Raw genomic sequence first — 21,295 nt, forward strand, 5'->3', positions numbered from 1 at the left:
GTGCCCCGCCCCGCGCCCCGGTGACCCGGTGGCCCGAGCTCCGGGCCGGGTGGCCGATACTGGAGGCATGGCTTACGACGATCTTCGCTCTCTGCTCAGGGCGCTGGAGCGCGAGGGCGACCTCAAGCGCATCAAGGCCGAGGTGGACCCGTACCTGGAGGTCGGGGAGATCGTGGACCGGGTGCAGAAGGCGGGCGGACCGGCGCTGCTGTTCGAGAACGTGAAGGGCTCGGCGATGCCGCTGGCCATGAACGTGTTCGGCACCGACCGGCGGCTGCTGAAGGCACTGGGGCTGACCTCGTACGCGGAGATCTCGGAGAAGATCGGCGGGCTGCTGCGCCCGGAGCTGCCGCACGGCTTCGTGGGCGTGCGCGAGGCGTTCGGGAAGCTCGGCGCGATGGCGCACGTACCGCCGAAGAAGGTGAAGGCGGAGAGCGCGCCCGTGCAGGAGGTCGTGCTGCGCGGCGACGACGTGGACCTCGACCGGCTGCCCGCGCTGTTCACCTGGCCGCAGGACGGCGGCTCCTTCTTCAACCTCGGGCTGACCCACACCAAGGACCCCGAGTCCGGTGTCCGCAACCTCGGGCTGTACCGCCTCCAGCGGCACGACAGGCGGACCATCGGGATGCACTGGCAGATCCACAAGGACAGCCGCAACCACTACCAGGTGGCCGCCCGCCGGGGCGAGCGGCTGCCGGTCGCCATCGCCTTCGGCTGCCCGCCCGCCGTCACCTACGCCTCCACCGCCCCGCTCCCCGGCGACATCGACGAGTATCTGTTCGCCGGGTTCGTCGCGGGCAGGCGGATCGAGATGGTGGACTGCAAGACCGTCCCGCTCCAGGTGCCCGCGAACGCCGAGGTGGTGCTGGAGGGGTGGCTGGAGCCCGGGGAGACGCTGCCGGAGGGCCCGTTCGGGGACCACACCGGTTTCTACACCCCGCAGGAACCGTTCCCCGCGCTCACCATCGACTGCGTGACCATGCGGCGGCGTCCGCTGCTCCAGTCCATCGTGGTCGGGCGCCCGCCCACCGAGGACGGGCCGCTGGGCCGGGCCACGGAACGGTTCTTCCTGCCGCTGCTGAAGATCATCGTCCCGGACATCGTGGACTACCACCTCCCCGAGGCGGGCGGCTTCCACAACTGCGCGATCGTCTCGATCGACAAGAAGTACCCCAAGCACGCGCAGAAGGTCATGCACGCGATCTGGGGCGCGCACATGATGTCCCTGACGAAGCTCATCGTCGTCGTGGACGCCGACTGCGATGTGCACGACCTGCACGAGGTCGCCTGGCGGGCGCTGGGCAACACCGACTACGGCCGTGACCTCACCGTCGTCGAAGGACCCGTCGATCATCTCGACCACGCCTCCTACCAGCAGTTCTGGGGCGGCAAGGCGGGCATCGACGCCACCCGCAAACTCCCCGAGGAGGGGTACACCCGTGACGGCGGCTGGCCGGAGATGGTCCTCTCCGACCCGGCCACGGCCGAACGGGTCAGCAAGCGCTGGAAGGAGTACGGGCTGTGAGGGGTGCGACCATGCGGATGCGGGTGAAGGACAGCGCGGAGCCGGGGTTTCCCCGCACGCGCGGGGTTGATCCGGAGTACGGACTGTGAGCACCGCCGCCGCCCTCCCGCAGCCGGGCCGCACCAAGGCGTTCCTGCGCCTGGTGATGATCGAGCACTCGGTCTTCGCGCTGCCCTTCGCCTACATCGCCGCGCTGACCGCGATGTACGAGTGGGACCGGAGCGTCCACTGGGTCCGGCTGCTGCTGGTCACCGTCTGCATGGTCGGTCTGCGCACCTTCGCGATGGCCGTGAACCGGATCATCGACCGCGAGATCGACGCCCGTAACCCGCGCACCGCGCGGCGCGAGCTGGTCACCGGCGCGATGTCGGTACGGCACGCGTGGACCGGCGCGCTGATCGCGCTGGCCGTCTTCCTGGGCGCCGCCGCGCTGCTGAACCCGCTCTGCCTGGCGCTGGCGCCGGTCGCGGTGATCCCGATGGTGGTCTATCCGTACGGCAAGCGGTTCACCAACTTCCCGCAGGCCATCCTGGGGCTGGCCCAGGCGATGGGCCCCATCGGGGGCTGGCTCGCCATCTCCGGGACCTGGTCGTGGGACGCGGTGATTCTCGGGCTCGCGGTCGGCATCTGGATCGGCGGCTTCGACCTGATCTACGCGTGCCAGGACGTGGAGACCGACCGGGAGATCGGCGTCCGCTCGGTCCCGGCCCGCTTCGGCATCCCGGCCGCCATCCGGGGCGCCCGCGCCTGCCACGCGGTCACCACCGGGCTCTTCGTCTGGTACGGCCTGGCCACCCACGCGGGCGCCTTCTTCTGGCTGGGTCTGGTGATCGTCGCCGGTGCGTTCGTCTACGAGCACCGCATCGTCCGCCCGCACGACCTGTCCCGTCTGAACAGGGCGTTCTTCAGCGTCAACGGGTTCCTCGGGATCAGCCTGTTCGTCTGCGCGCTGATCGACCTGATCGTCCGGGGGCTCCGCTTCTGAGCCCCGGCGCCCCCCGGCGGGCGTACGGCGCGGCCTGAGCATGTGCCGTACGCCGGTACGCTCAAGGTGTGAACGCAGGAGAATCGCAGCGCGCGCCTTGGATCGTGGGGGTGTCCGGAGCTTCCGGGACGCCGTACGCGGCGGCTGTGCTGCGGGCGCTGCTCGCGGCCGGTGAGGACGTGGACCTGGTGGTCAGCCGGGCCTCCCGGCTGACGCTGCTGGACGAGACGGGCATCTCCTTCCGGGACGCGCACTGGCGTGCCGACCTGGGGGAGTGGCTGGCACGCGGCGCCGACGGCAAGCCGGACACCTTCCGCGTGGACCTCGCCCGCGTGCGGTACTGGAACGCGGGCGACCTCGCGGCCGGGCCGTCCTCCGGGTCGTACCCGGCGCGCGGGATGCTGATCGTGCCCGCCTCCACGGCGTGCGTCGCCGGGGTCGCGCTCGGGCTCTCCAAGGACCTGCTCCAGCGGGCGGCGAGCGTCACCCTCAAGGAGCGCAGGCCGCTGGTGGTCGCCGTCCGCGAGACCCCGCTGAACGGGCAGACGCTGCGCCACCTCGTCGCGCTCGACGACGCCGGGGCGAGCGTGGTGCCCGCCTCGCCCGCCTTCTACGCGGGCGCCACCCACATCCAGGACCTTGTGGACTTCGTCGCCGGGCGGGTGCTGGACGCGGCGGGCGTACGGCACGGGCTGTACCGGCGCTGGACCGGCGAACTCGGCGGCGCCGCCGGTGACGGTCCCGCCGCCGGGTAGTACGGCTCGGCGCCCGGCGGGAACCGCGCCGTCGGCGCCGTACCTCTCAACACTTCGGGAACTTCTGACAACTCCAGGGGAAGGCTTCGATCGCATGGACGCGGTGGACAGGCAGCTCATCCAGGCCCTCAGGGAGAACGGCCGGGCCTCCTACGCGGAGCTGGGGCGCCTCGTCGGCCTGTCGGGACCCAGCGTCACCGACCGCATCAACCGGCTGGAGGCCGCCGGGGTCATCACCGGGTACCGGGCGACCGTGGACTCGGCCTCGCTCGGCCTCGGGGTGACGGCCCTGATCGGCATCTCGCTCTCCGACGCCGCCGACCACGAGGACGTGGCGCAGCGGCTGAAGGACCTCCCGGAGATCGAGGACTGCTGGTTCATCGCGGGCGACGACTCGTACATGCTGAAGGTGCGGGTCGGGGACGTGGACGGGCTGGAGCGGACGATCCGGCGGCTGTCCGGCACCAAGGGCGTCTCCCGGACCCGGACCACCATCGTGCTCTCCACCAAGTGGGAGAACCGGGTCGGGGAGCTGCCCGAGGAGGTCTGACGGGCGGGGCTGTGAGCAGGGAGTACCGTGGGTGACCGGGTTGTCGTCGAAAGGTGTGGGCATGGACGTCGGGCTCAAGCGCGAGCTGGAGGAGAAGGTCCGCTCCGGCGAGCGGCTGACCCGCGAGGACGGCATCGCGCTGTACGCGTCGGACGACCTGGCCTGGCTGGGCGGCCTCGCGCACGAGGTGCGGACCCGCAAGAACGGTGACGTGGTCCACTTCAACGTCAACCGGCACCTCAACATGACCAACGTGTGCACGGCGTCCTGCGCCTACTGCTCCTTCCAGCGCAAGCCGGGCGAGAAGGACGCGTACACGATGCGCATCGAGGAGGCGGTGAAGCTCGCCAAGGCGATGGAGTCGGACAGCCTGACCGAGCTGCACATCGTCAACGGCCTGCACCCGAACCTGCCGTGGCGCTACTACCCGCGTTCCCTGCGGGAGTTGAAGGCCGCGCTGCCGGAGGTCTCGCTGAAGGCGTTCACCGCCACCGAGATCCACCACTTCGAGACCATCTCGGGCCTGTCCGCCTCGGAGATCCTGGACGAACTCATCGACGCGGGCCTGGAGTCGCTGACCGGCGGCGGCGCGGAGATCTTCGACTGGGAGGTCCGGCAGCACATCGTGGACCACCGCACCCACTGGGAGGACTGGTCCCGCATCCACCGCCTGGCGCACGAGAAGGGCCTCAAGACCCCGTGCACCATGCTGTACGGGCACATCGAGGAGCCCCGCCACCGGGTGGACCACGTGCTCAGGCTGCGTGAACTCCAGGACGAGACCGGCGGCTTCCAGGTCTTCATCCCGCTGCGCTACCAGCACGACTTCGTGGACATGAAGGACGGCAAGGTCCGCAACCGCCTCCAGGCCCGCACCCGGATGGCGACCGGCGCCGAGGCGCTGAAGACGTTCGCCGTCTCCCGGCTGCTCTTCGACAACGTGCCGCACGTGAAGGTCTTCTGGGTCATGCACGGCGTGCAGACCGCCCAGCTCGCCCTCCAGCACGGCGCCGACGACATGGACGGCTCGGTCGTCGAGTACAAGATCACGCACGACGCGGACAACTACGGCACGCCGAACAAGCTGACCCGCGAGGATCTGCTTGACCTGATCCGGGACGCCGGGTTCCGCCCGGTCGAGCGGAACACCCGCTACGAGATCATCCGTGAGTACGACGGCCCGGACCCGCTGCGCCGCGAGTCGCCGCAGCCGATGCGGGTCTGACGCCCGGCACCCGGCCGCACCCCGGTCGCGCGGCCCGGCGCCCCCGGTCCGTCCGCGCACGTCACGCCCCCCTCGGCAGCCCCGAGGGGGGCGTTCGCGCATCCGTCACCGGAGCGCGGGAAGCCCGTTACCTGTAAGGGTTACGATGGCGATATGGCTCTTACGTTCACCCTGGACCCCGATGTCACCCCGGCCCTGCGCGACGGCATCCTCGACCTGTGGGCCGATGTCACCGACGCCGGGGGCTCGGTGGGGTTCGTGCCGCCCGCCGACCGGGAGGCGATACGCCCCGAACTCGTCCGCCACCTCGCCCTGATGGCCGACGGCCGCACCCGGCTGCTCGTCGGCCACGACAGTGCGGGCCGGGTCGCGGCGACCGCGTTCGTCACCTTCAACAGCCACCGGCTGATGACCCACTGGGTGTGGCTGTACACGGTGATGGTCCACCCCCGGCACCAGGGGCGGGGGCACGGCCGGGACCTGATGTCCGCCGCCGCCGACGCGGTGCGCGGCATCGACGGCGTCGAGGCGATCCGCCTCACCTGCCGGGGCGGCCTCGGCCTGGAGCGGTTCTACGCCTCCTGCGGCTACAAGGAGGTCGGCCGGGTGCCCGGCGCGATCCGGGTGGCCGCCGGTGACGACCGGGACGACGTGATCATGCTGCTGCCGCTGACCTGAGCGCCGGGCACCGCCCGACCCCCGTGCAAGATCGGGGACGAACCGTGCTTCACTGGACGGTGCCTGACTGGAATCGGAAGAGTGGATTGAGATGCTCCGCTACACGCTGATGCGCCTCGGCGTCTTCGCCGGCTGCCTCGTCGTCGTCTGGGGAGCCGTCTACTCCGGCATCTTCCCGCGCGGCTTCGGCGCCTCCAACTTCTTCTGGGTGGTGCTCCTCGCGCTGGTCCTGTCCGCGCCGATCAGCTGGGTCGTCCTGCGCCGCGAGCGCGAGCGGGCCTCGGTGCGGATCGTGGACCGGGTGGACCGGATGAAGGCCAACCTGGAGGCCAACCGCAGCCAGGAGGACGACGAGACGGACAACGCCCCGACCCCGAGCCGGGCTTCCTCCTGACCCCGGGCGCGGCCCGCCCTGCCCCGGATTCCGGTGCTGCACACTCCCGGCCCGATACCCTCCCGGAACCCGCACCGGCCCCCCACAGCCGGGCCGTACGATCACGAGCCTGACCGGCGGTAACCCCCCACCTGAGCCGCCCCGCCGCAGGTGATCGCCCAGGAGCCGCCCGTGTCCACGCCGTACCCCGCCGCCGACGTCCCGGCACCCGCCGACCGCCCCGTCGCGGCCACCGACCACGATGGCCGCCCGGTGCTCGTCGAACCGGAACTGCGGCGGCTGGACGGCACGGTCCGCGAGGCGTACGTACCGCCGTTCGCGCCGTCGGTCCGGCACGGCTCGCTCGCCGATCTGCCCTTCGACAACGCGGCGGCCGACCCCGGCGCGGTCGTCCTCAGCCGACGGCTGGGCGGCGGCCGGTGGACCGACGTGAGCGCCGCCGAGTTCGCCGCGCAGGTGCACGCCGTCGCCAGGGGCCTGATCGCGGAGGGGCTGCGACCGGGCGACCGGATCGCCGTGATGGCCCGCACGGTCTACGAGTGGACGCTGCTGGATTTCGCCGCCTGGGCGGCCGGTCTGGTCACCGTGCCCATCTACCCCACCTCCTCGCCGTTCCAGACCCGCTGGATACTCCACGACTCCGGCGCGGTGGCCCTGTTCACCGAGACCGCCGCACAGGCCGCCGCCCTCGGCCCCGAACTGGACCGGCTGCCCGACCTCACCCGGATCCTGGTGATGGAACACGGCCAGGTGGACTCGCTCGCCGACGCGGGCGCCGACGTGCCGGACGCCGAGGTCGCCGTGCGCCGGGGCATGCTCGGCCCGGACACCCTCGCCACCCTGATCTACACCTCCGGCACCACCGGCCGCCCCAAGGGCTGCGCCCTCTCGCACGGCAACTTCTTCGCCGAGGTGGACAACGCCATCGAACTGCTGCACCCGGTCTTCCGGGCCGGGGCGGACGAGGCGATGTCGGTCCTCCTCTTCCTGCCGATGTCCCACGTCTTCGGGCGGATGGTCGCCATCGCCTGTGTCCGCGCCCGGGTCCGGCTCGGGCACGCGCCCAGCCTCAAGCCCGAGGAACTGCTGCCCGACCTCGCCGCGTTCCGGCCGACCTGCCTGCTGACCATCCCGTACATGCTGGAGAAGGTGTACAACTCGGCCCGCGCCAAGGCCGAGTCGGGCGGCAGGGCCACCACCTTCGACCGGGCCGCCGGGGTCGCCGTGCGCTACGGCGAGGCGCTGGAGGCCCGGCAGACCGGCACCGGCGACGGACCCGCCCGCACCCTGAAGGCCGCCCGCTCGCTGTACGACCCGCTGGTCTACCGGCGCATCCGCAACGCGATGGGCGGCAGGGTCAAGTACGCCATCTCCGGCGGCTCCCCGCTCGGCCGCCGCCTCGCCGCGTTCTACGCGGGCGCGGGCATCCAGATCTTCGAGGGCTACGGCCTGACCGAGACCACGGCCGCCTCCACGGTCACCCCGCCGCTCAGTCCCCGGCTCGGCACGGTCGGCTGGCCGCTGCCCGGCGTCCGGGTCCGCATCGCCGCCGACGGCGAGATCCTCGTCTCCGGCGAGCATGTGCTGCGCGGCTACTGGGACCCGGCCGCGGGCGGAGTCGTACCCGCCACCCAGGACGGCTGGCTGGCCACCGGTGACCTCGGCGCCCTCGACGACGAGGGCCATCTGACCATCACCGGCCGCAAGAAGGAGCTGCTGATCACCGCGGGCGGCAAGTCCGTGGCGCCCGCACCGCTGGAGAACTGGCTGCGCCAGCACCCGCTGATCTCCCAGTGCATGCTGGTCGGCGACGGCCGCCCCTACGTCGCCGCCCTCATCACCCTCGACACCGACGGCGTCACCCACTGGCGCCGGATGAACGGCAAGCACCCGGTGCCCCCGGAACTCCTGGTGGACGACCCCGATCTGGCCGCCGTGCTCCAGCGGGCGCTCGACGAGGCCAACCGGCTGGTCTCCCGCCCCGAGTCGGTGCGCAGGTTCGCCGTGCTGCCCAGGGACTTCACCGAGGAGGCCGGGCACCTCACCCCGTCGATGAAGCTGCGCCGCGAGCGCGTGATGCGGGACTTCGCCGCGGAGGTCGAGGGCCTGTACCGGAGATGAGGCGCGGGCCGGGACCGCGCGGACGCCCGTCCGGGCACCCCGTGCGCCCGTGCGCCGCCCGGTACCGCCGCGACCCGGCGTCCGCTGCCCGCCGTTGCCCGCGATCCGGCCGCCCGGCGGGCCGGTGAACAGGTAACGTGCCCCGCGGACAGCGCTGTTCACGGAAGAGACGGCCGCACGGCGGAAGGAAGGGTTCCGGACGGCCGCGCGCCGTCTCGGGAACCGACCGGGAACGGATCGGTAACGCCCCTTCCTAGCCTGCCCTTTCCACCTCGCCGACTTTCGTCCCCACGAGCAGAGGCATGAAAGAACACAACGACGTTCGCCGGATCTTCCTGCTGAACCCGGACCAGCGCCTCGTCCGCGAGGCCGCGCACGCGGGCGTACAAGTGCGCTCCGCACGGGTGGACGCGACGGACGAGTCGGCACTGCGCGCCCCCCTCGCCGAAGCCGCCGAGGCGGGTCTCCACGTCAACCCGGCCCGCGCCCTGCGGGTGCTGGCCGACCAGGACGCCGTGACCCGGCTGGTCCGGATGAGCCGGTTGTCGCCCGGCGCGGCCGAGGCCGGGCCCGACGACCCCCGGCTGACCGTGGAGACGCTCAGCGTGCACGGCATGCACCAGGCGGTCGGCATCACCGCCACCGCCCCCTGGGGCCTGCTGCACCCCGCCCCGCTCAGCGACGACACCGCCGCCGAGGTACGGGCCGTGGTCACCGCGCTGCTCGACCTCACCGGCTACCAGTACGGCCCCGCGCACACCCGCGTCGCGCTCACCGACCGGGGCCCGGTGGTGCTCGGCTGCCGGGCCGGGATCGGGGACGACCCCGTACCCCAACTCATCGGCGTGGCAGGCGGGTTCGACCTCGCCGCCGGAGCCGTCGAGGTGCTCACCGGCCGCCTGGTCGATCCGGTGCGCCCGCACCGCTTCGCCGCCGCCGTACGGCTCGGCGGCGTCTGGCGGCTGTCCGCCGCCGAACTGGCCGCCCTGCCGGACGTACGGTGCGTCGCCGCGCCCGGCGACGGGAGGCCCGGCCACATCGTCGTCGGCGCGGAGACCGCGGAGGCGGCGGCCGGGCGGATCGCCGAACTCACCGCCCTGGTCACCGGCGACGGCACCGGCGACGACGGACCACGCCCGGCCGGTAGCGGATCGGGAACGATCCGGTAGCCGCCCGGCGCACGGTGGACACCGTCGCCGGAACGGGCTCGACGACGCCACGGATGTCAAGCGGGAGGCGGAGTCAGCATGCTGAAGTTCTCGATCCTCGGAGCCCTGCAGGTCCGCACGCCGACCGGCCCGGCGGAGATCTGCGGGGACCTCCAGCGCACCCTGGTGCAGACCCTGCTGGTCAGCGAGGGCCGACCGGTGTCCGGGGAGGCGCTGGCGGAGGAGATGTGGGGCGAGTACGTCCCCGACAACCAGGCCAACGCCCTCCAGGCGCACGTCAGTCGGCTGCGCCGCAGGCTCCGCGCGCTGGAGCCCGGCCGGATCGGCCCCCGCGTCACCATCCACCCCGCCGGATACCGGCTGCTGCTGGCCGAGGGCGAGCTGGACGCCGTCGAGTTCGTGCGCACCGTGCGGATCGCGGAGGCGGCGGCGCCCCACGACGCGGACCGCACCGCACGGCTGCTGGAGGAGGCTCTCGCGCTCTGGCAGGGCCCGGTGTTCGGCGGGTTCAGCGCGGGCGCCCTGTGCCAGCTGGCGGGCGCCCGCTACGAGGAGCACCGGATGCGGGCGATGGAGCTGCGCTTCGACGCCGCGCTGCGCACCGGACGGCACGCGGCGCTGCTCGCGGAACTGGCCGAGGCGCACACCAACCACCCGCTGCGCGAACGGTTCTGCGAACAGTTCATGATCGCCCTGTACGGTTCCGGACGGCAGGCCGACGCCCTCGGGGTGTTCCGGCGGATGCGCGGACGGCTCGACGAGGAACTCGGCATCGAACCGTCCCCGGCGCTGCGCCAGGTGGAGAGCGCGATCCTCTGCCACGACCCGGCGCTGGCCGGGGATGCGCGTTCCTCTCTCCTGCAGTTCGCCTGAAGATGGTTAGCTTCTGGCTGGACCGAGACGCGCCACAAGAAACGTGAAGTCGCCTTTCAGCGCTGCCCGTTCGGAGAGACCCTAGGATTGTCCTCCCGAACATCTCGGGCTGGGCAACGCGGTGGGGCGGGGGGGACGGGTTCGTGGAGTCGGCGGCATCCGGTCGGCCTGTCGTGCGCTTCAACATCCTGGGTTCTCTGGAGGGCTGGCACGGCGAGTACCGGCTGAGGCTCGGCAGCCCCACCCAGGAACGTGTCCTGGTCACCCTGCTGCTCGAACCCGGCCGGATGGTCCCGGTGCCCCGGCTGGTCGAGGCCGCCTGGGACGGCGAGCCCCCGCAGACCGCCGGACACCAGATCCGCAAGGCCGTCGCCGCGCTGCGCACCCGCATACCCGGCGGCTCCGCGCTGATCCTCACCGACGGCGCCGGATACCGGGCGGTCCTCACCGAGGACCAGCTCGACCTGCACACGTTCACCCGCCGCGCGGCCGAGGCCCGGCTCGCCGTCGCCGCCGGACGCCTGGCGGAGGCCGCCGGGCACCTGGGCGCCTGCCTGGAGCTGTGGCGCGGCCCGGTGATGGCCGGTGCCGGGGGCTCGGTGATCACCGCCGCCTCCGCCGCGCTGGAGGAACGGCACATGGCCGTCGCCGAGCAGTTCTTCGAGTTACAGCTCGAACTCGGCCAGTCCACCGAGCTGATCGGCCCGCTGCGCGCCCTGGTCACCGCCCACCCGCTGCGCGAGACGCTGCGCGGACGGCTGATGCTCGCCCTGTACCGGGGCGGTCGGCAGGCCGAGGCGCTGGAGGAGTTCGGCCGGGTCCGGGAACTCCTCGTCGAGGAACTCGGCATCGACCCCGGTGCCGAACTCACCCGGCTCTACGAGGCGATCCTGCGGGACAGCCCCGAAGTCGCCCCGCGCGTCCCGCAGTCCGTCGCCGACCGGGCGGCGCTGCTGGTCCCCGCCCCGCCGGGCCGCCCCTCCGCCGCCGAACCCGCGCCCTGCACCCTGCCCTACGACCTGCCGGACTTCACCGGCCGCGACGAGGAACTGCGGCGCCTGCTGGAGGTGGGCCGTTCCCCGGCCGGGGGCACCACCCGGATCGTCGGCGTGGACGGCATGGGCGGCAGCGGCAAGACCGCGCTCGCCGTGCACGCCGCCCACCAGCTCGCCGCCGACTACGCCGACGGCCAGCTCTTCGTGGACCTGCGCGGGTTCAGCCCCGGCGAGAAGGCCCAGGAACCCGGTGCCGTCCTGCACTCGCTGCTGCGCACCGTGGGCGTCGCCGACGATCGCATACCGGACGACCTGGATCGTCGTACGACGCTGTGGCGGACGGTCACCGCGCAGCGGCGCCTCTTACTCCTGCTCGACAACGCGGCCGACGCCGCCCAGATCCGGCCGTTGCTGCCCGCTTCCGAGGACTGCCTCGCCGTCGTCACCAGCCGGGTGCGGATGCTCGAACTCGACGGCGCCGAATGGCATTCGCTCGGGCTGCTCTCCGCGGACGACAGCACCACCCTGCTGACCCGGATGCTCGGCGCCGACCGCACCGCCGCCGAACCCCGTGCCGTGGACGAACTCGCCCGGCTCTGCTGCGGGCTGCCGCTCGCCCTGCGCATCACCACCGCACGGCTGCGCAACAGACCCCGCTGGACCGTGCGGTACCTGGTGGACCGGCTCGCCGACGAGACCCGGCGGCTGCGCGAGATGAGCGCCGGGGAACGCAGCGTCGAGGCCACGCTCCGGCTGTCGTACCAGGGCATGGAGGCCGACCGGCGCACCGCGTTCCGGCTGCTCGGCCTGCACCCCGGCGCCTCCATCGACGTGCACTCCGCCGCCGCCCTGCTCGACACCGACACGCACGACGCCGAGGACGTCCTGGAGCACCTGCTCGACGCCCACCTGCTGGAACAGCACGAGGCCGGGCTGTACGGCTTCCACGATCTGGTGCGGACGTACGCGATGAGCGTGCGCGAGGCGGAGGACGACCGGGGGACGGCCGTCGAACACCTCGCCACGTACTACCGGCTCGCCACCGACCTGGCCTGCGACACCCTGTTCCCCGGCCGCAACCGCTACGACGAGCCGCCCAAGCCGGAGGCCACCGAACTGCCCCGGCTCACCGGCGACGAACAGACACTGAACTGGTTCGACCGCGAGCACGAGGCGCTGCTCGCCGTACTCGCCCAGGCGGGCGCGCTCGGCCTGCACCGCACCGCCGCCCTGCTCGCCCGCAACGTCCTCTTCTACCTCCATCTGCGCGGCCACTACGAGGAGTTCCGCGTCGTCAACCGGATCGCCGTGGACGCCTGCCGTCGGCTCGACGACCCCGCGCTGCTCAGCCTCAGCCTCTCCAACCTGGCCGTCGCCCACTGGTGGCTCGGCGACTTCCAGGACGGCATCACCACCGCCCAGGAGGGCCTGGAGGTCGCCGCCGGGCGGGACCGCCGCACCGAGGCCAACTGCCTCGACGTGCTCGGGCTGCTGCACGGCGCGCTCGGCAACTTCGACCAGGCCCGGATGTACCTCGGGCAGGGCATCCTGCTCCACCGGGACCTGGGCTCGCTGCGCATGGAGGCCCAGGCGCTGGCCAACCTCAGCACCGTGCAGGCATGGTCCGGGCACTATCCCGAGGCGGCCCGGCACGCGGCCCTCGCCACCGAGCTGAACCGGCGCATCGGGGAACGCGGCAACGAGATCCACTCCCTGACCTATCTGGCCCTCGCCCACCTCGGCACCGGCGAGGACGAACGGGCCCGCGCCTGTCTCGCCCAGGCCCTGGAACTGTGCGACGAGTCCCGGCAGCCGGGGAACGTGGCCTTCGTGCTCGCCCACTGGGCCCGGATCTGCCAGCGGTTGGGGGAGAACCGTTCGGCCGCCGAGCACGCCGAGCGCGCGCTGGACCTCGTCGCCGCCGAGGGCACCGTGCTGCGGCAGTCGGCGGTGGTCAACGTGGTGGGCCTGGTCCATCTGCGCGGCGGTTCCCCGGCCCGCGCCCTGGAACTGCACCGGCAGGCCCATGAGCTGGCCTCCCGGCTCGACTACCGCTTCGAGCGGGCCCGCGCCCTGCACGGCATGGCCGAGGCGTCCCTCGCCCTCGGCGACCCCGCCACCGCCGCCCACCACCAGCACGCGGCGGACCTCCTGTACGACGCGATGGGCGTGACGGAGGAGGGACGGCGCATCTGACGCGCCGGTGCGGATCTCCGTCCCGAGCTGCGCCCGCCGCCTCGCGCCGTCCTCGCGCCGTCCTCCCGTCGTACGGATGACGGCACCGGCCGGGGCGGGTGCCCGGACGGTGCCGTCGGAGGTGCGGGGGCGGGAGCGGGGGTCGCTCAGGGGTGGATGACGCTGGGCGTCCGGTCGTCCGCCAGGACCGAGGTGTGGCCGCCGCTCAGCACGGAGGTGAGGTGCGCCAGGGCGTCCTGCGCTCCGGCCGCCGGGACGGTCGCGGTACCGAGTGCGAGAACACCGGCGCCGGCGAGGACGGCCAGGGCGGTCTTGGTGCGGAGAGCGATGGCGCGCATAGGAGAACCCCCAGGTGAGACGGAAGACGTTCCGGCTGCCGGGCCTCTTCCCCGGCGCCGTGAACGATGTTTCCGGGAAGCGATCCCCATGCCGTCCCGGCCGGTTACCGGCCGCCGGTGACGAACCGGTACTCCGCCCTGCCACGCCGTACCGCACCCGCATCCGCATTCTGAGTACCGCGTACCGCGTACCGCCCCGCTTTCCCCGGGCGCACCGGAAAGCGGCGGGAAAAGGCAGGAGCCCCGTCGCCGTGAGGCGCGGGGCTCCTTGGGTACTGCACTCAGGTTCTGATCTCAGGGTGTGATCAGACGGGGGTGACGTTCTCCGCCTGCGGACCCTTCGGGCCCTGCGTCACGTCGAAGGAGACCTGCTGGTTCTCCTCAAGCGAGCGGAAGCCCTGCGCGTTGATCGCAGAGTAGTGAACGAAGACGTCGGGGCCGCCGCCCTCCTGGGCGATGAAGCCAAAGCCCTTTTCGGCGTTGAACCACTTAACGGTTCCGGTAGCCATAAGCCCTCCTTGGGCCCAAAAGGGTTGCCCTGCTCCAGAACCTGCACGTGCGAAACGCATGCTGCACAACTGCATTCGTCTGAAAACGACGAGAGCCCGCGGTTACATGCTCCGCAGGCTCTGTACTGCAAGGGAAACCAAACTGCAACTTGCGGCGAGCCTAGCATGTGGGGGGTGTAAAGCAATAGAGGTCAAGATCACTTCACCCGAATGTTTGAACGCCCTCCGGAGCCATTGACGGCATGCCCGGTCGGCGGAACCTCCCGAGGGGGGTCTAGTCTCGCGATGTGGACAATTCTCGCACCCGGCCGCGCGTCGGCCACATCCAGTTCCTGAACTGCCTGCCCCTGTACTGGGGGCTCGCGAGAACCGGCACGCTGCTGGACTTCGAGCTGACCAAGGACACCCCGGAGAAGCTCAGCGAGCAGCTCGTGCGCGGCGACCTGGACATCGGCCCCGTCACCCTCGTGGAGTTCCTGCGCAACGCGGACGACCTCGTGGCCTTCCCGGACATCGCCGTGGGCTGCGACGGCCCGGTGATGTCCTGCGTGATCGTCTCCCAGGTCCCGCTGGACGAACTGGACGGCGCGCGGGTCGCCCTCGGCTCGACCTCCCGCACCTCCGTCCGCCTGGCCCAGCTGCTGCTGGCCGAGCGCTACGGGGTCCGGCCCGCGTACTACACCTGCCCGCCCGACCTCAGCACGATGATGCAGGAGGCGGACGCGGCCGTCCTCATCGGGGACGCGGCGCTGCGCGCCAACCTCGTGGACGGCCCCCGCTTCGGCCTCCAGGTGCACGACCTCGGCACGCTGTGGAAGGAGTGGACCGGTCTGCCGTTCGTCTTCGCGGTGTGGGCCGCCCGCCGCGACTACGCCGAGCGCGAGCCGGTGATCACCCGCCAGGTCCACGAGGCGTTCCTCGCCTCCCGCAACCTCTCCCTGGACGAGGTCGGCAAGGTCGCCGAGCAGGCCGCCCGCTGGGAGTCCTTCGACCAGGCCGTGCTGGAGCGCTACTTCACCACCCTCGACTTCCGCTTCGGCGCCCCGCAGATGGCGGCCGTCACCGAGTTCGCCCGCCGTGTCGGCCCCACCACGGGCTTCCCGGCGGACGTACGGGTGGATCTCCTCGGCGCCTGACCGCCCGCCCACCGGCCGATTCCCCGGAACGGGCCGCCCCCGCGCGGTCCCGCTCCCTACGATGACCCGGTGACCCTCGCCGCACTGGCCCTCGCCGCCGCCCTCTGGGGCGCGCTCGCGGGGGCCGTCCTGCCGCGCGCCGCGCACCGGTTCGCCGTACCGGCGGGGGAGGGCTGGCGGGCGGCGTGCGCGGCCGGGCACCCGATGCGGGGCTGGCTCGGCCGGACCCCGTGCCCCGAGTGCGCCGCCGGTGCCGGGGCGCTGCTGCTCCCCGTACTGACCGCGCTGCTCTGCGCGGTGCTCGCGCTCGCCACCGGCACCCGGCCCGAGCTGGCCGTCTGGCTGCTGTGCGCCCCGGTGTGGGTGCTGCTCGCGGCGGTGGACGTGCGGGTGCGGCGGCTGCCCGACCCGCTGACGCTGCCGTTCGCCGTGGCCGCGCCGGTGCTGCTGGGGCTCGTCGCGCTGCTCCCCGAGCACGCCGGGCACTGGCCGACCGCGCTGTACGGGGCGCTTGCGCTGGGCGGCGGCTATCTGGTGCTGTTCCTGGTCAACCCCAGCGGCATGGGGTTCGGGGACGTGAAGCTGGCCGTCGGGACCGGGGCGGTGCTCGGCTGGTACGGCTGGTCCACCGTGCTGCTCGGCACCTTCGCCGGGTTCCTGCTCGGCGCGCTGTGGGCCGGGGCGCTGGTGCTGGCCCGCCGGGCCGGACGGGGCACGGCGGTGCCGTTCGGTCCGTTCCTGCTGGGCGGGGCGGTGCTCGGGCTGCTGACCGGCGCCTTCACGGCCTGACCGTGGGCGGCGCACCCCGCTGGCGTAGGCTGGTTCGGTCCGTCCAGCCCGTCCCCAGGGACCGGTTCCCCGAAGATCCGCCCCCTGACGACCCTCGAAGAAGGGGACCCCGGTGACCGAGAAGGCCGACCTCACAGCCGTTGATGTCACAGCCGCTGATGTCACAGCCGTACTCGACCGCGCGGCGGCGGGCGGACGCATCACGCCCGAGGAGGCGCTGGTCCTCTACCGGGACGCGCCCCTGCACGCGCTCGGCGCCGCCGCCGACGCCGTGCGCCGCCGGCTGTACGCGGGCACCGAGCACATCGCCACGTACATCATCGAGCGGAACATCAACTACACGAACGTGTGCGTCACCGCGTGCAAGTTCTGCGCGTTCTACGCGGCGCCCAAGGACACGAAGAAGGGCTGGAGCCGCGACCTCGACGACATCCTGCGCCGCTGCGCGGAGACCGTCGAACTCGGCGGCACCCAGATCATGTTCCAGGGCGGCCACCACCCGGACTACGGCGTCGAGTACTACGAGGAGCACTTCAAGGCGATCAAGGACGCCTTCCCGCAGCTGGTGATCCACTCGCTCGGCGCGTCCGAGGTCGAGCACATGGCGCGGATCTCCGGGGTGTCGGTCGAGGAGGCCATCACCCGTATCCACACCGCCGGGCTGGACTCGTTCGCGGGTGCCGGGGCGGAACTTCTCCCGGAGCGCCCGCGCAAGGCCATCGCCCCGCTGAAGGAGAGCGGCGAGCGCTGGCTGGAGATCATGGAGACCGCGCACCGCCTGGGCGTGGAGTCCACCTCCACCATGCTGATGGGCACCGGCGAGACCAACGCCGAGCGGATCGAGCACCTGCGGATGATCCGGGACACGCAGGACCGCACCGGCGGCTTCCGCGCGTTCATCCCGTACACCTACCAGCCGGAGAACAACCATCTGAAGGGCCGTACCCAGGCGACCCTGTTCGAGTACCTGCGGATGATCGCCATCGCCCGGCTGTTCCTGGACAACGTCCGGCACATCCAGGGCTCGTGGCTGACCACCGGCAAGGAGGTCGGCCAGCTCTCGCTGCACTACGGCGCGGACGACCTCGGCTCGATCATGCTGGAGGAGAACGTGGTCTCCTCCGCCGGTGCCAAGCACCGCTCCAACCGGCTGGAGATCATCGACCTTATCCGCAGGGCGGGCCGTGTCCCCGCCCAGCGCGCCACCACCTACGAGCACCTGGTGGTGCACGACGATCCGGCGAACGACCCGGTGGACGACCGCGTGGTCTCGCACATCTCCTCCACCGCGATCGAGGGCGGCACCGCGCACCCCGAGCTGAAGCTCCTGGCCTCCAACTGAGCGTCCGGTGCTGACGATCCACCGCCCGCTGGCCGACGACTCCGGTTCCGTCCTGGTGGACGGCGACCGGCTCGCGGCCGTGGCGCCGTACGAGGAACTGCGCGCCGCGCACGGCGAGCGCGCCCGGCTGCGCGAGTGGCCGGGGCGGCTCGTCGCCGGACGGCACGAGCCGGACGCCGTACGGCTGCTCCAGGCGCTGTACTGGCCCGACCCGCGCGAGGCGGACGAGCTGGGCGGCGGGCCGCTGGACGCGGACGCCGTGGCGCTCACCGACACCCGCCGGGGCGCCAGTGCCCGGCGCGGGCTCCAGCGGATGCTGGGGCGCGGGGTGACGGCCCTCGCCGGGCCGTTCACGCTGGCCCCGGTGCGCGGCGCCGTGCGACGCTCGGGCCTGCTGGTCGGGCCCGCCGCCGGACCGCTCGCGCCGGGCGCCCGCGCCGACTTCACGGTGCTCACCGACGACGGGGGCTGCGCGGTGACGGTACTGGCGGGGCGGCTGGTGCACCGGAGGGCCTGAGCGGCGCGGGCGCCCGGGCGGTGGGCGCGTCGGCGGTGCGGGGCGTGCCGTACCGGGCGCCGGGGCTGCTGCAACAATGGCCGGGTGACCCGGCCCTCCCTGAACAAGCAGCCGCACGAAGTCGCCTCGATGTTCGACGACGTGGCGGAACGGTACGACCTGACGAACGACGTGCTCTCGCTCGGCCAGGACCGGCGCTGGCGCAAGGAGGTGGCGGCGGCGGTGGACGCCCGGCCCGCGCAGAAGGTCCTCGACCTCGCGGCCGGTACGGCGACCTCCTCGCTGCCCTTCACCCGCGCGGGCGCCTATGTCGTCCCCTGCGACTTCTCCCTCGGCATGCTGAAGGTCGGCAAGAAGAAGCACACCTGGCTGCCGTTCACCGCCGGTGACGCGACCAGGCTGCCGTTCCGGGACGACACGTTCGACGCCGTGACGATCTCCTTCGGGCTGCGCAACGTCCAGGACACGGACGCGGCGCTGCGCGAGATGTACCGGGTGACCCGGCCCGGCGGGCGCGTGGTGATCTGCGAGTTCTCGCACCCCACCTGGGCGCCGTTCCGGACCGTCTACACCGAGTACCTGATGCGGGCGCTGCCGCCGGTCGCCCGCGCGGTCTCCTCCCACCCGGAGGCGTACGTCTACCTCGCCGAGTCCATCCGCGCCTGGCCCGACCAGGCGGGGCTGGCCTCCCGGCTGCGCGAGGCGGGCTGGTCGAAGGTGGCGTGGCGCGACCTCACCGGCGGGGTGGTCGCGCTGCACCGGGGCTTCAAGCAGGTCTGAGACCGGCTTCGAGGGACCTCGGGCGCCTCGGCCCTCAGCCGACGGCGACCTCGAACGCCCCGCCCGGCTCGCCCAGTTCACGGGGTACGCCCCCGGTGGGCGGCCGGGGCACGCGCGGTTCGCGGACCCCGCCGCCGCCCTCGCCCTCACCGAAGTCGAACCACACGTACACCATCGCGTCCGGCGGCACCTCGGCCCCGGGCTGCGGATACTGGCGTACGACGTACTCGACGACGGTGCGGGCGAAGTCCGGGCGGTCCGGCGCGTTCAGGAACAGACCGCGTGCGCGGGCCTGTTCGCGCGCGTCCATCGCCATCAGGCCGACGAGACGCGGAACGCGTACTTCTGGTGTTCTGGGCGGTATGTGCACAGATATCACCCCCTGCGGTACTGGCAGGGTAACTCCGGCGCGGGGCACCCGGAAGCGGCATGTGCCTTTCTGTGACAGTTGGTTACTCAACGTACTGAAAGGGGAGGGTGATCCTCCGGCCGGCTCGTGCCGTACGGGACCGGGCCGGGCGTCGGCTCACAGCTCCAGCCGGTAGCAGCGGCCCTCCCGGCCCGCGGACGGGGTCGTGAACGTCTCCGCGAGCCGCATGCCGAGTCTTCGGGTGACCGCGATGGAGCGTTCGTTGCGCGCGTCCACCATCGCCACCACGCTCGTGATCCCGGCCGCCCGCAGCCGGTCCAGGGTGGTTCCGGCGGCCGTGGTGGCGTAGCCCCGGCCCCAGTACGCGCGGCCGAGCCGCCAGCCGATCTCGATCTCCCCGGCCGGGCCCCAGGCGTGCGGCCAGGGCTGCGCGCCGGTGAAGCCCGCCACCCGGCCGTCGTCGTCCAGTACGGACCACAGGCAGAAGCCGCGCTCGGCGTCGTGGCGGCGCTGCCGCGCGGTCAGTTCCTCGTACACCGACAGCTCGGCGGACCGGCCGCCGTGGAACTCCATGACCTCCGGGTCGGCGAAGACGCGGTGCCAGGCGTGGGCGTCCTCGTCGGTGGGGACGCGCAGCCGCGGTGCGGGGAACGATCGGTTCACGGGGAAGCCCTTCGGCCGGTGACGATTCCGCTGAATAGACTGCCCATGTCGGGTGCCGCCCGGCACCCGGATTCCGAAACCTTGGGGAGAACCCGCCGTGACCGAGCCCCTCTCCGACAGCACCGCCGATGTGATCGTCGTGGGGGCGGGGCCGGCCGGCTCCACCACCGCGTATCACCTGGCCAAGTCCGGACTCGACGTCCTCCTGCTGGAGAAGACCGAGTTCCCCCGCGAGAAGGTCTGCGGCGACGGGCTGACCCCGCGCGCCGTCAAGCAGCTCGTGGCGATGGGGATCGACATCTCCGAGGAGGCGGGCTGGCTGCGCAACAAGGGTCTGCGCATCATCGGCGGCGGCTCCCGCCTCCAGCTCGACTGGCCCGACCTCGCCTCGTACCCGGACTTCGGACTGGTCCGCAGGCGCGACGACTTCGACGAGCAGCTCGCCCGGCAGGCGCAGAAGGCCGGGGCCCGGCTGTACGAGCACTGCAACGTCAGCGGGCCCGTCGTGGACGAGCGCACCGGGCGGATCACCGGGGTGACCGCCAAGCTCGGTGACGAGAAGCGCGAGGTCACCTTCCACGCGCCGCTGGTCGTCGCCGCCGACGGCAACTCCACCCGGCTCTCCCTGGCGATGGGGCTGCACCGGCGCGAGGACCGCCCGATGGGCGTCGCGGTGCGCACGTACTTCACCTCGCCCCGGCACGACGACGACTACCTGGAGTCCTGGCTGGAGCTGTGGGACCGGCGCGGTCCGCAGGAGCGGCTGCTGCCCGGCTACGGCTGGATCTTCGGCATGGGCGACGGCACCTCGAACGTCGGCCTCGGTGTCCTCAACACCTCGGCCGCGTTCAAGGAGCTGGACTGGCGGGAGATCCTCAAGGCGTGGTGCGCGTCCATGCCGGAGGACTGGGGCTACACCCCGGACAACATGACCGGCCCGATCCGGGGCGCCGCCCTGCCGATGGCGTTCAACCGCCAGCCGCACTACACCAAGGGCCTGCTGCTGGTCGGCGACGCGGGCGGCCTCGTCAACCCGTTCAACGGCGAGGGCATCGCCTACGCGATGGAATCCGGCCAGCTCGCCGCCGACGTCATCGTCCAGGCCCACGCCCGCGCCACCCCGGCCCAGCGCGAGATCGCCCTCCACCGCTACCCCCGCGTCCTCAAGGACACCTACGGCGGCTACTACACCCTGGGCCGCGCCTTCGTGAAGCTCATCGGCAACCCCAAGGTCATGCAGATCGCCACCCAGCGCGGCCTCACCCACCCCGTCCTGATGAAGTTCACCCTCAAACTCCTCGCCAACCTCACCGACCCCACGGGCGGCGACGCGATGGACCGCGTCATCAACGGGCTGAGCCGGGTGGCGCCGAAGGCGTGAGCAC

The 21,295-nt window shown here is 72.4% G+C and carries 21 protein-coding genes; 17 read left to right on the forward strand and 4 right to left on the reverse strand.

Annotation, left to right across the window (positions count from 1 at the left end):
• Nucleotides 1-67: 67 nt before the first annotated feature.
• From KUM39_RS11635 to KUM39_RS11685, 11 genes are all read left to right on the forward strand, one after another.
• Complete coding sequence (locus tag KUM39_RS11635; protein ID WP_217785470.1) at nucleotides 68-1,525, forward strand: menaquinone biosynthesis decarboxylase; 1,458 nt, start codon at nucleotides 68-70, stop codon at nucleotides 1,523-1,525.
• Between the two features lie 85 nt (nucleotides 1,526-1,610).
• Nucleotides 1,611-2,510, forward strand: coding sequence for a menaquinone biosynthesis prenyltransferase MqnP (gene mqnP, locus KUM39_RS11640; protein ID WP_217785471.1), 900 nt, complete (start codon nucleotides 1,611-1,613; stop codon nucleotides 2,508-2,510).
• Nucleotides 2,511-2,578: 68 nt separating this feature from the next.
• Nucleotides 2,579-3,265 carry a UbiX family flavin prenyltransferase gene (locus KUM39_RS11645; RefSeq protein WP_217785472.1) on the forward strand — a complete coding sequence of 229 codons (687 nt, stop codon included), beginning with the start codon at nucleotides 2,579-2,581 and terminating at the stop codon, nucleotides 3,263-3,265.
• A gap of 94 nt (nucleotides 3,266-3,359) precedes the next feature.
• Nucleotides 3,360-3,815 (forward strand): Lrp/AsnC family transcriptional regulator, encoded by a 456-nt coding sequence (locus KUM39_RS11650; protein WP_217785473.1) that lies wholly within the window; start codon nucleotides 3,360-3,362, stop codon nucleotides 3,813-3,815.
• Between the two features lie 61 nt (nucleotides 3,816-3,876).
• Nucleotides 3,877-5,040 carry an aminofutalosine synthase MqnE gene (gene mqnE / locus KUM39_RS11655; RefSeq protein ID WP_217785474.1) on the forward strand — a complete coding sequence of 388 codons (1,164 nt, stop codon included), beginning with the start codon at nucleotides 3,877-3,879 and terminating at the stop codon, nucleotides 5,038-5,040.
• Between the two features lie 153 nt (nucleotides 5,041-5,193).
• The gene (locus KUM39_RS11660) at nucleotides 5,194-5,718 is read left to right on the forward strand and encodes a GNAT family N-acetyltransferase (protein WP_217785475.1); all 525 of its coding nucleotides are present in this window, start codon (nucleotides 5,194-5,196) and stop codon (nucleotides 5,716-5,718) included.
• 91 nt (nucleotides 5,719-5,809) lie between these two features.
• The gene (locus tag KUM39_RS11665) at nucleotides 5,810-6,112 is read left to right on the forward strand and encodes a DUF4229 domain-containing protein (protein WP_217785476.1); all 303 of its coding nucleotides are present in this window, start codon (nucleotides 5,810-5,812) and stop codon (nucleotides 6,110-6,112) included.
• 171 nt (nucleotides 6,113-6,283) lie between these two features.
• Nucleotides 6,284-8,233 carry an AMP-dependent synthetase/ligase gene (locus KUM39_RS11670; RefSeq protein ID WP_217785477.1) on the forward strand — a complete coding sequence of 650 codons (1,950 nt, stop codon included), beginning with the start codon at nucleotides 6,284-6,286 and terminating at the stop codon, nucleotides 8,231-8,233.
• A gap of 302 nt (nucleotides 8,234-8,535) precedes the next feature.
• Nucleotides 8,536-9,402 carry a hypothetical protein gene (locus KUM39_RS11675; RefSeq protein ID WP_217785478.1) on the forward strand — a complete coding sequence of 289 codons (867 nt, stop codon included), beginning with the start codon at nucleotides 8,536-8,538 and terminating at the stop codon, nucleotides 9,400-9,402.
• A 78-nt stretch (nucleotides 9,403-9,480) separates the two neighbouring features.
• Nucleotides 9,481-10,275: an AfsR/SARP family transcriptional regulator gene (locus tag KUM39_RS11680; protein WP_217785479.1), complete on the forward strand. Its 795-nt coding sequence runs from the start codon at nucleotides 9,481-9,483 to the stop codon at nucleotides 10,273-10,275.
• Nucleotides 10,276-10,448: 173 nt separating this feature from the next.
• On the forward strand, nucleotides 10,449-13,466 hold the full coding sequence (locus KUM39_RS11685; protein WP_217785480.1) for an AfsR/SARP family transcriptional regulator: 3,018 nt from the start codon (nucleotides 10,449-10,451) through the stop codon (nucleotides 13,464-13,466).
• 146 nt (nucleotides 13,467-13,612) lie between these two features.
• Here KUM39_RS11685 and KUM39_RS11690 read toward each other — a convergent pair whose 3' ends face one another.
• Together KUM39_RS11690 and KUM39_RS11695 are read right to left on the reverse strand one after the other, a co-directional pair.
• On the reverse strand, nucleotides 13,613-13,804 hold the full coding sequence (locus tag KUM39_RS11690) for a hypothetical protein (RefSeq protein ID WP_217785481.1): 192 nt from the start codon (nucleotides 13,802-13,804) through the stop codon (nucleotides 13,613-13,615).
• 305 nt (nucleotides 13,805-14,109) lie between these two features.
• Complete coding sequence (locus tag KUM39_RS11695; RefSeq protein WP_003974443.1) at nucleotides 14,110-14,313, reverse strand: cold-shock protein; 204 nt, start codon at nucleotides 14,311-14,313, stop codon at nucleotides 14,110-14,112.
• Nucleotides 14,314-14,600: 287 nt separating this feature from the next.
• On the opposite strand from KUM39_RS11695, the gene KUM39_RS11700 reads away from it, so the two are divergent.
• The 5 genes from KUM39_RS11700 (at nucleotide 14,601) to KUM39_RS11720 (ending at nucleotide 18,877) form a co-directional block, all read left to right on the forward strand.
• A complete protein-coding gene (locus KUM39_RS11700; protein ID WP_217785482.1) occupies nucleotides 14,601-15,449 on the forward strand; it encodes a menaquinone biosynthetic enzyme MqnA/MqnD family protein in 849 nt (282 codons plus the stop codon).
• Between the two features lie 69 nt (nucleotides 15,450-15,518).
• Nucleotides 15,519-16,238, forward strand: coding sequence for a prepilin peptidase (locus tag KUM39_RS11705; RefSeq protein ID WP_217785483.1), 720 nt, complete (start codon nucleotides 15,519-15,521; stop codon nucleotides 16,236-16,238).
• A 112-nt stretch (nucleotides 16,239-16,350) separates the two neighbouring features.
• Nucleotides 16,351-17,580, forward strand: coding sequence for a cyclic dehypoxanthinyl futalosine synthase (gene mqnC, locus KUM39_RS11710; protein WP_217785484.1), 1,230 nt, complete (start codon nucleotides 16,351-16,353; stop codon nucleotides 17,578-17,580).
• 7 nt (nucleotides 17,581-17,587) lie between these two features.
• Entirely contained in the window at nucleotides 17,588-18,097 is a 510-nt protein-coding gene (locus KUM39_RS11715; protein WP_217785485.1) for an imidazolonepropionase-like domain-containing protein, read from the forward strand.
• Nucleotides 18,098-18,181: 84 nt separating this feature from the next.
• On the forward strand, nucleotides 18,182-18,877 hold the full coding sequence (locus KUM39_RS11720) for a demethylmenaquinone methyltransferase (RefSeq protein WP_217785486.1): 696 nt from the start codon (nucleotides 18,182-18,184) through the stop codon (nucleotides 18,875-18,877).
• 34 nt (nucleotides 18,878-18,911) lie between these two features.
• Here the strand turns inward: KUM39_RS11720 and KUM39_RS11725 are convergent, their stop codons facing one another.
• Together KUM39_RS11725 and KUM39_RS11730 are read right to left on the reverse strand one after the other, a co-directional pair.
• The gene (locus tag KUM39_RS11725) at nucleotides 18,912-19,247 is read right to left on the reverse strand and encodes a PASTA domain-containing protein (protein WP_217785487.1); all 336 of its coding nucleotides are present in this window, start codon (nucleotides 19,245-19,247) and stop codon (nucleotides 18,912-18,914) included.
• Between the two features lie 156 nt (nucleotides 19,248-19,403).
• Nucleotides 19,404-19,910 carry a GNAT family N-acetyltransferase gene (locus KUM39_RS11730; protein ID WP_217785488.1) on the reverse strand — a complete coding sequence of 169 codons (507 nt, stop codon included), beginning with the start codon at nucleotides 19,908-19,910 and terminating at the stop codon, nucleotides 19,404-19,406.
• A 97-nt stretch (nucleotides 19,911-20,007) separates the two neighbouring features.
• Between KUM39_RS11730 and KUM39_RS11735 the strand changes: the two genes are divergently transcribed.
• Complete coding sequence (locus tag KUM39_RS11735; RefSeq protein ID WP_217785489.1) at nucleotides 20,008-21,291, forward strand: geranylgeranyl reductase family protein; 1,284 nt, start codon at nucleotides 20,008-20,010, stop codon at nucleotides 21,289-21,291.
• The last annotated feature ends 4 nt before the right edge of the window (nucleotides 21,292-21,295 follow it).

Source organism: Streptomyces corallincola (genome assembly GCF_019104725.1).
Taxonomy (GTDB): Bacteria; Actinomycetota; Actinomycetes; order Streptomycetales; family Streptomycetaceae; genus Streptomyces; species Streptomyces corallincola.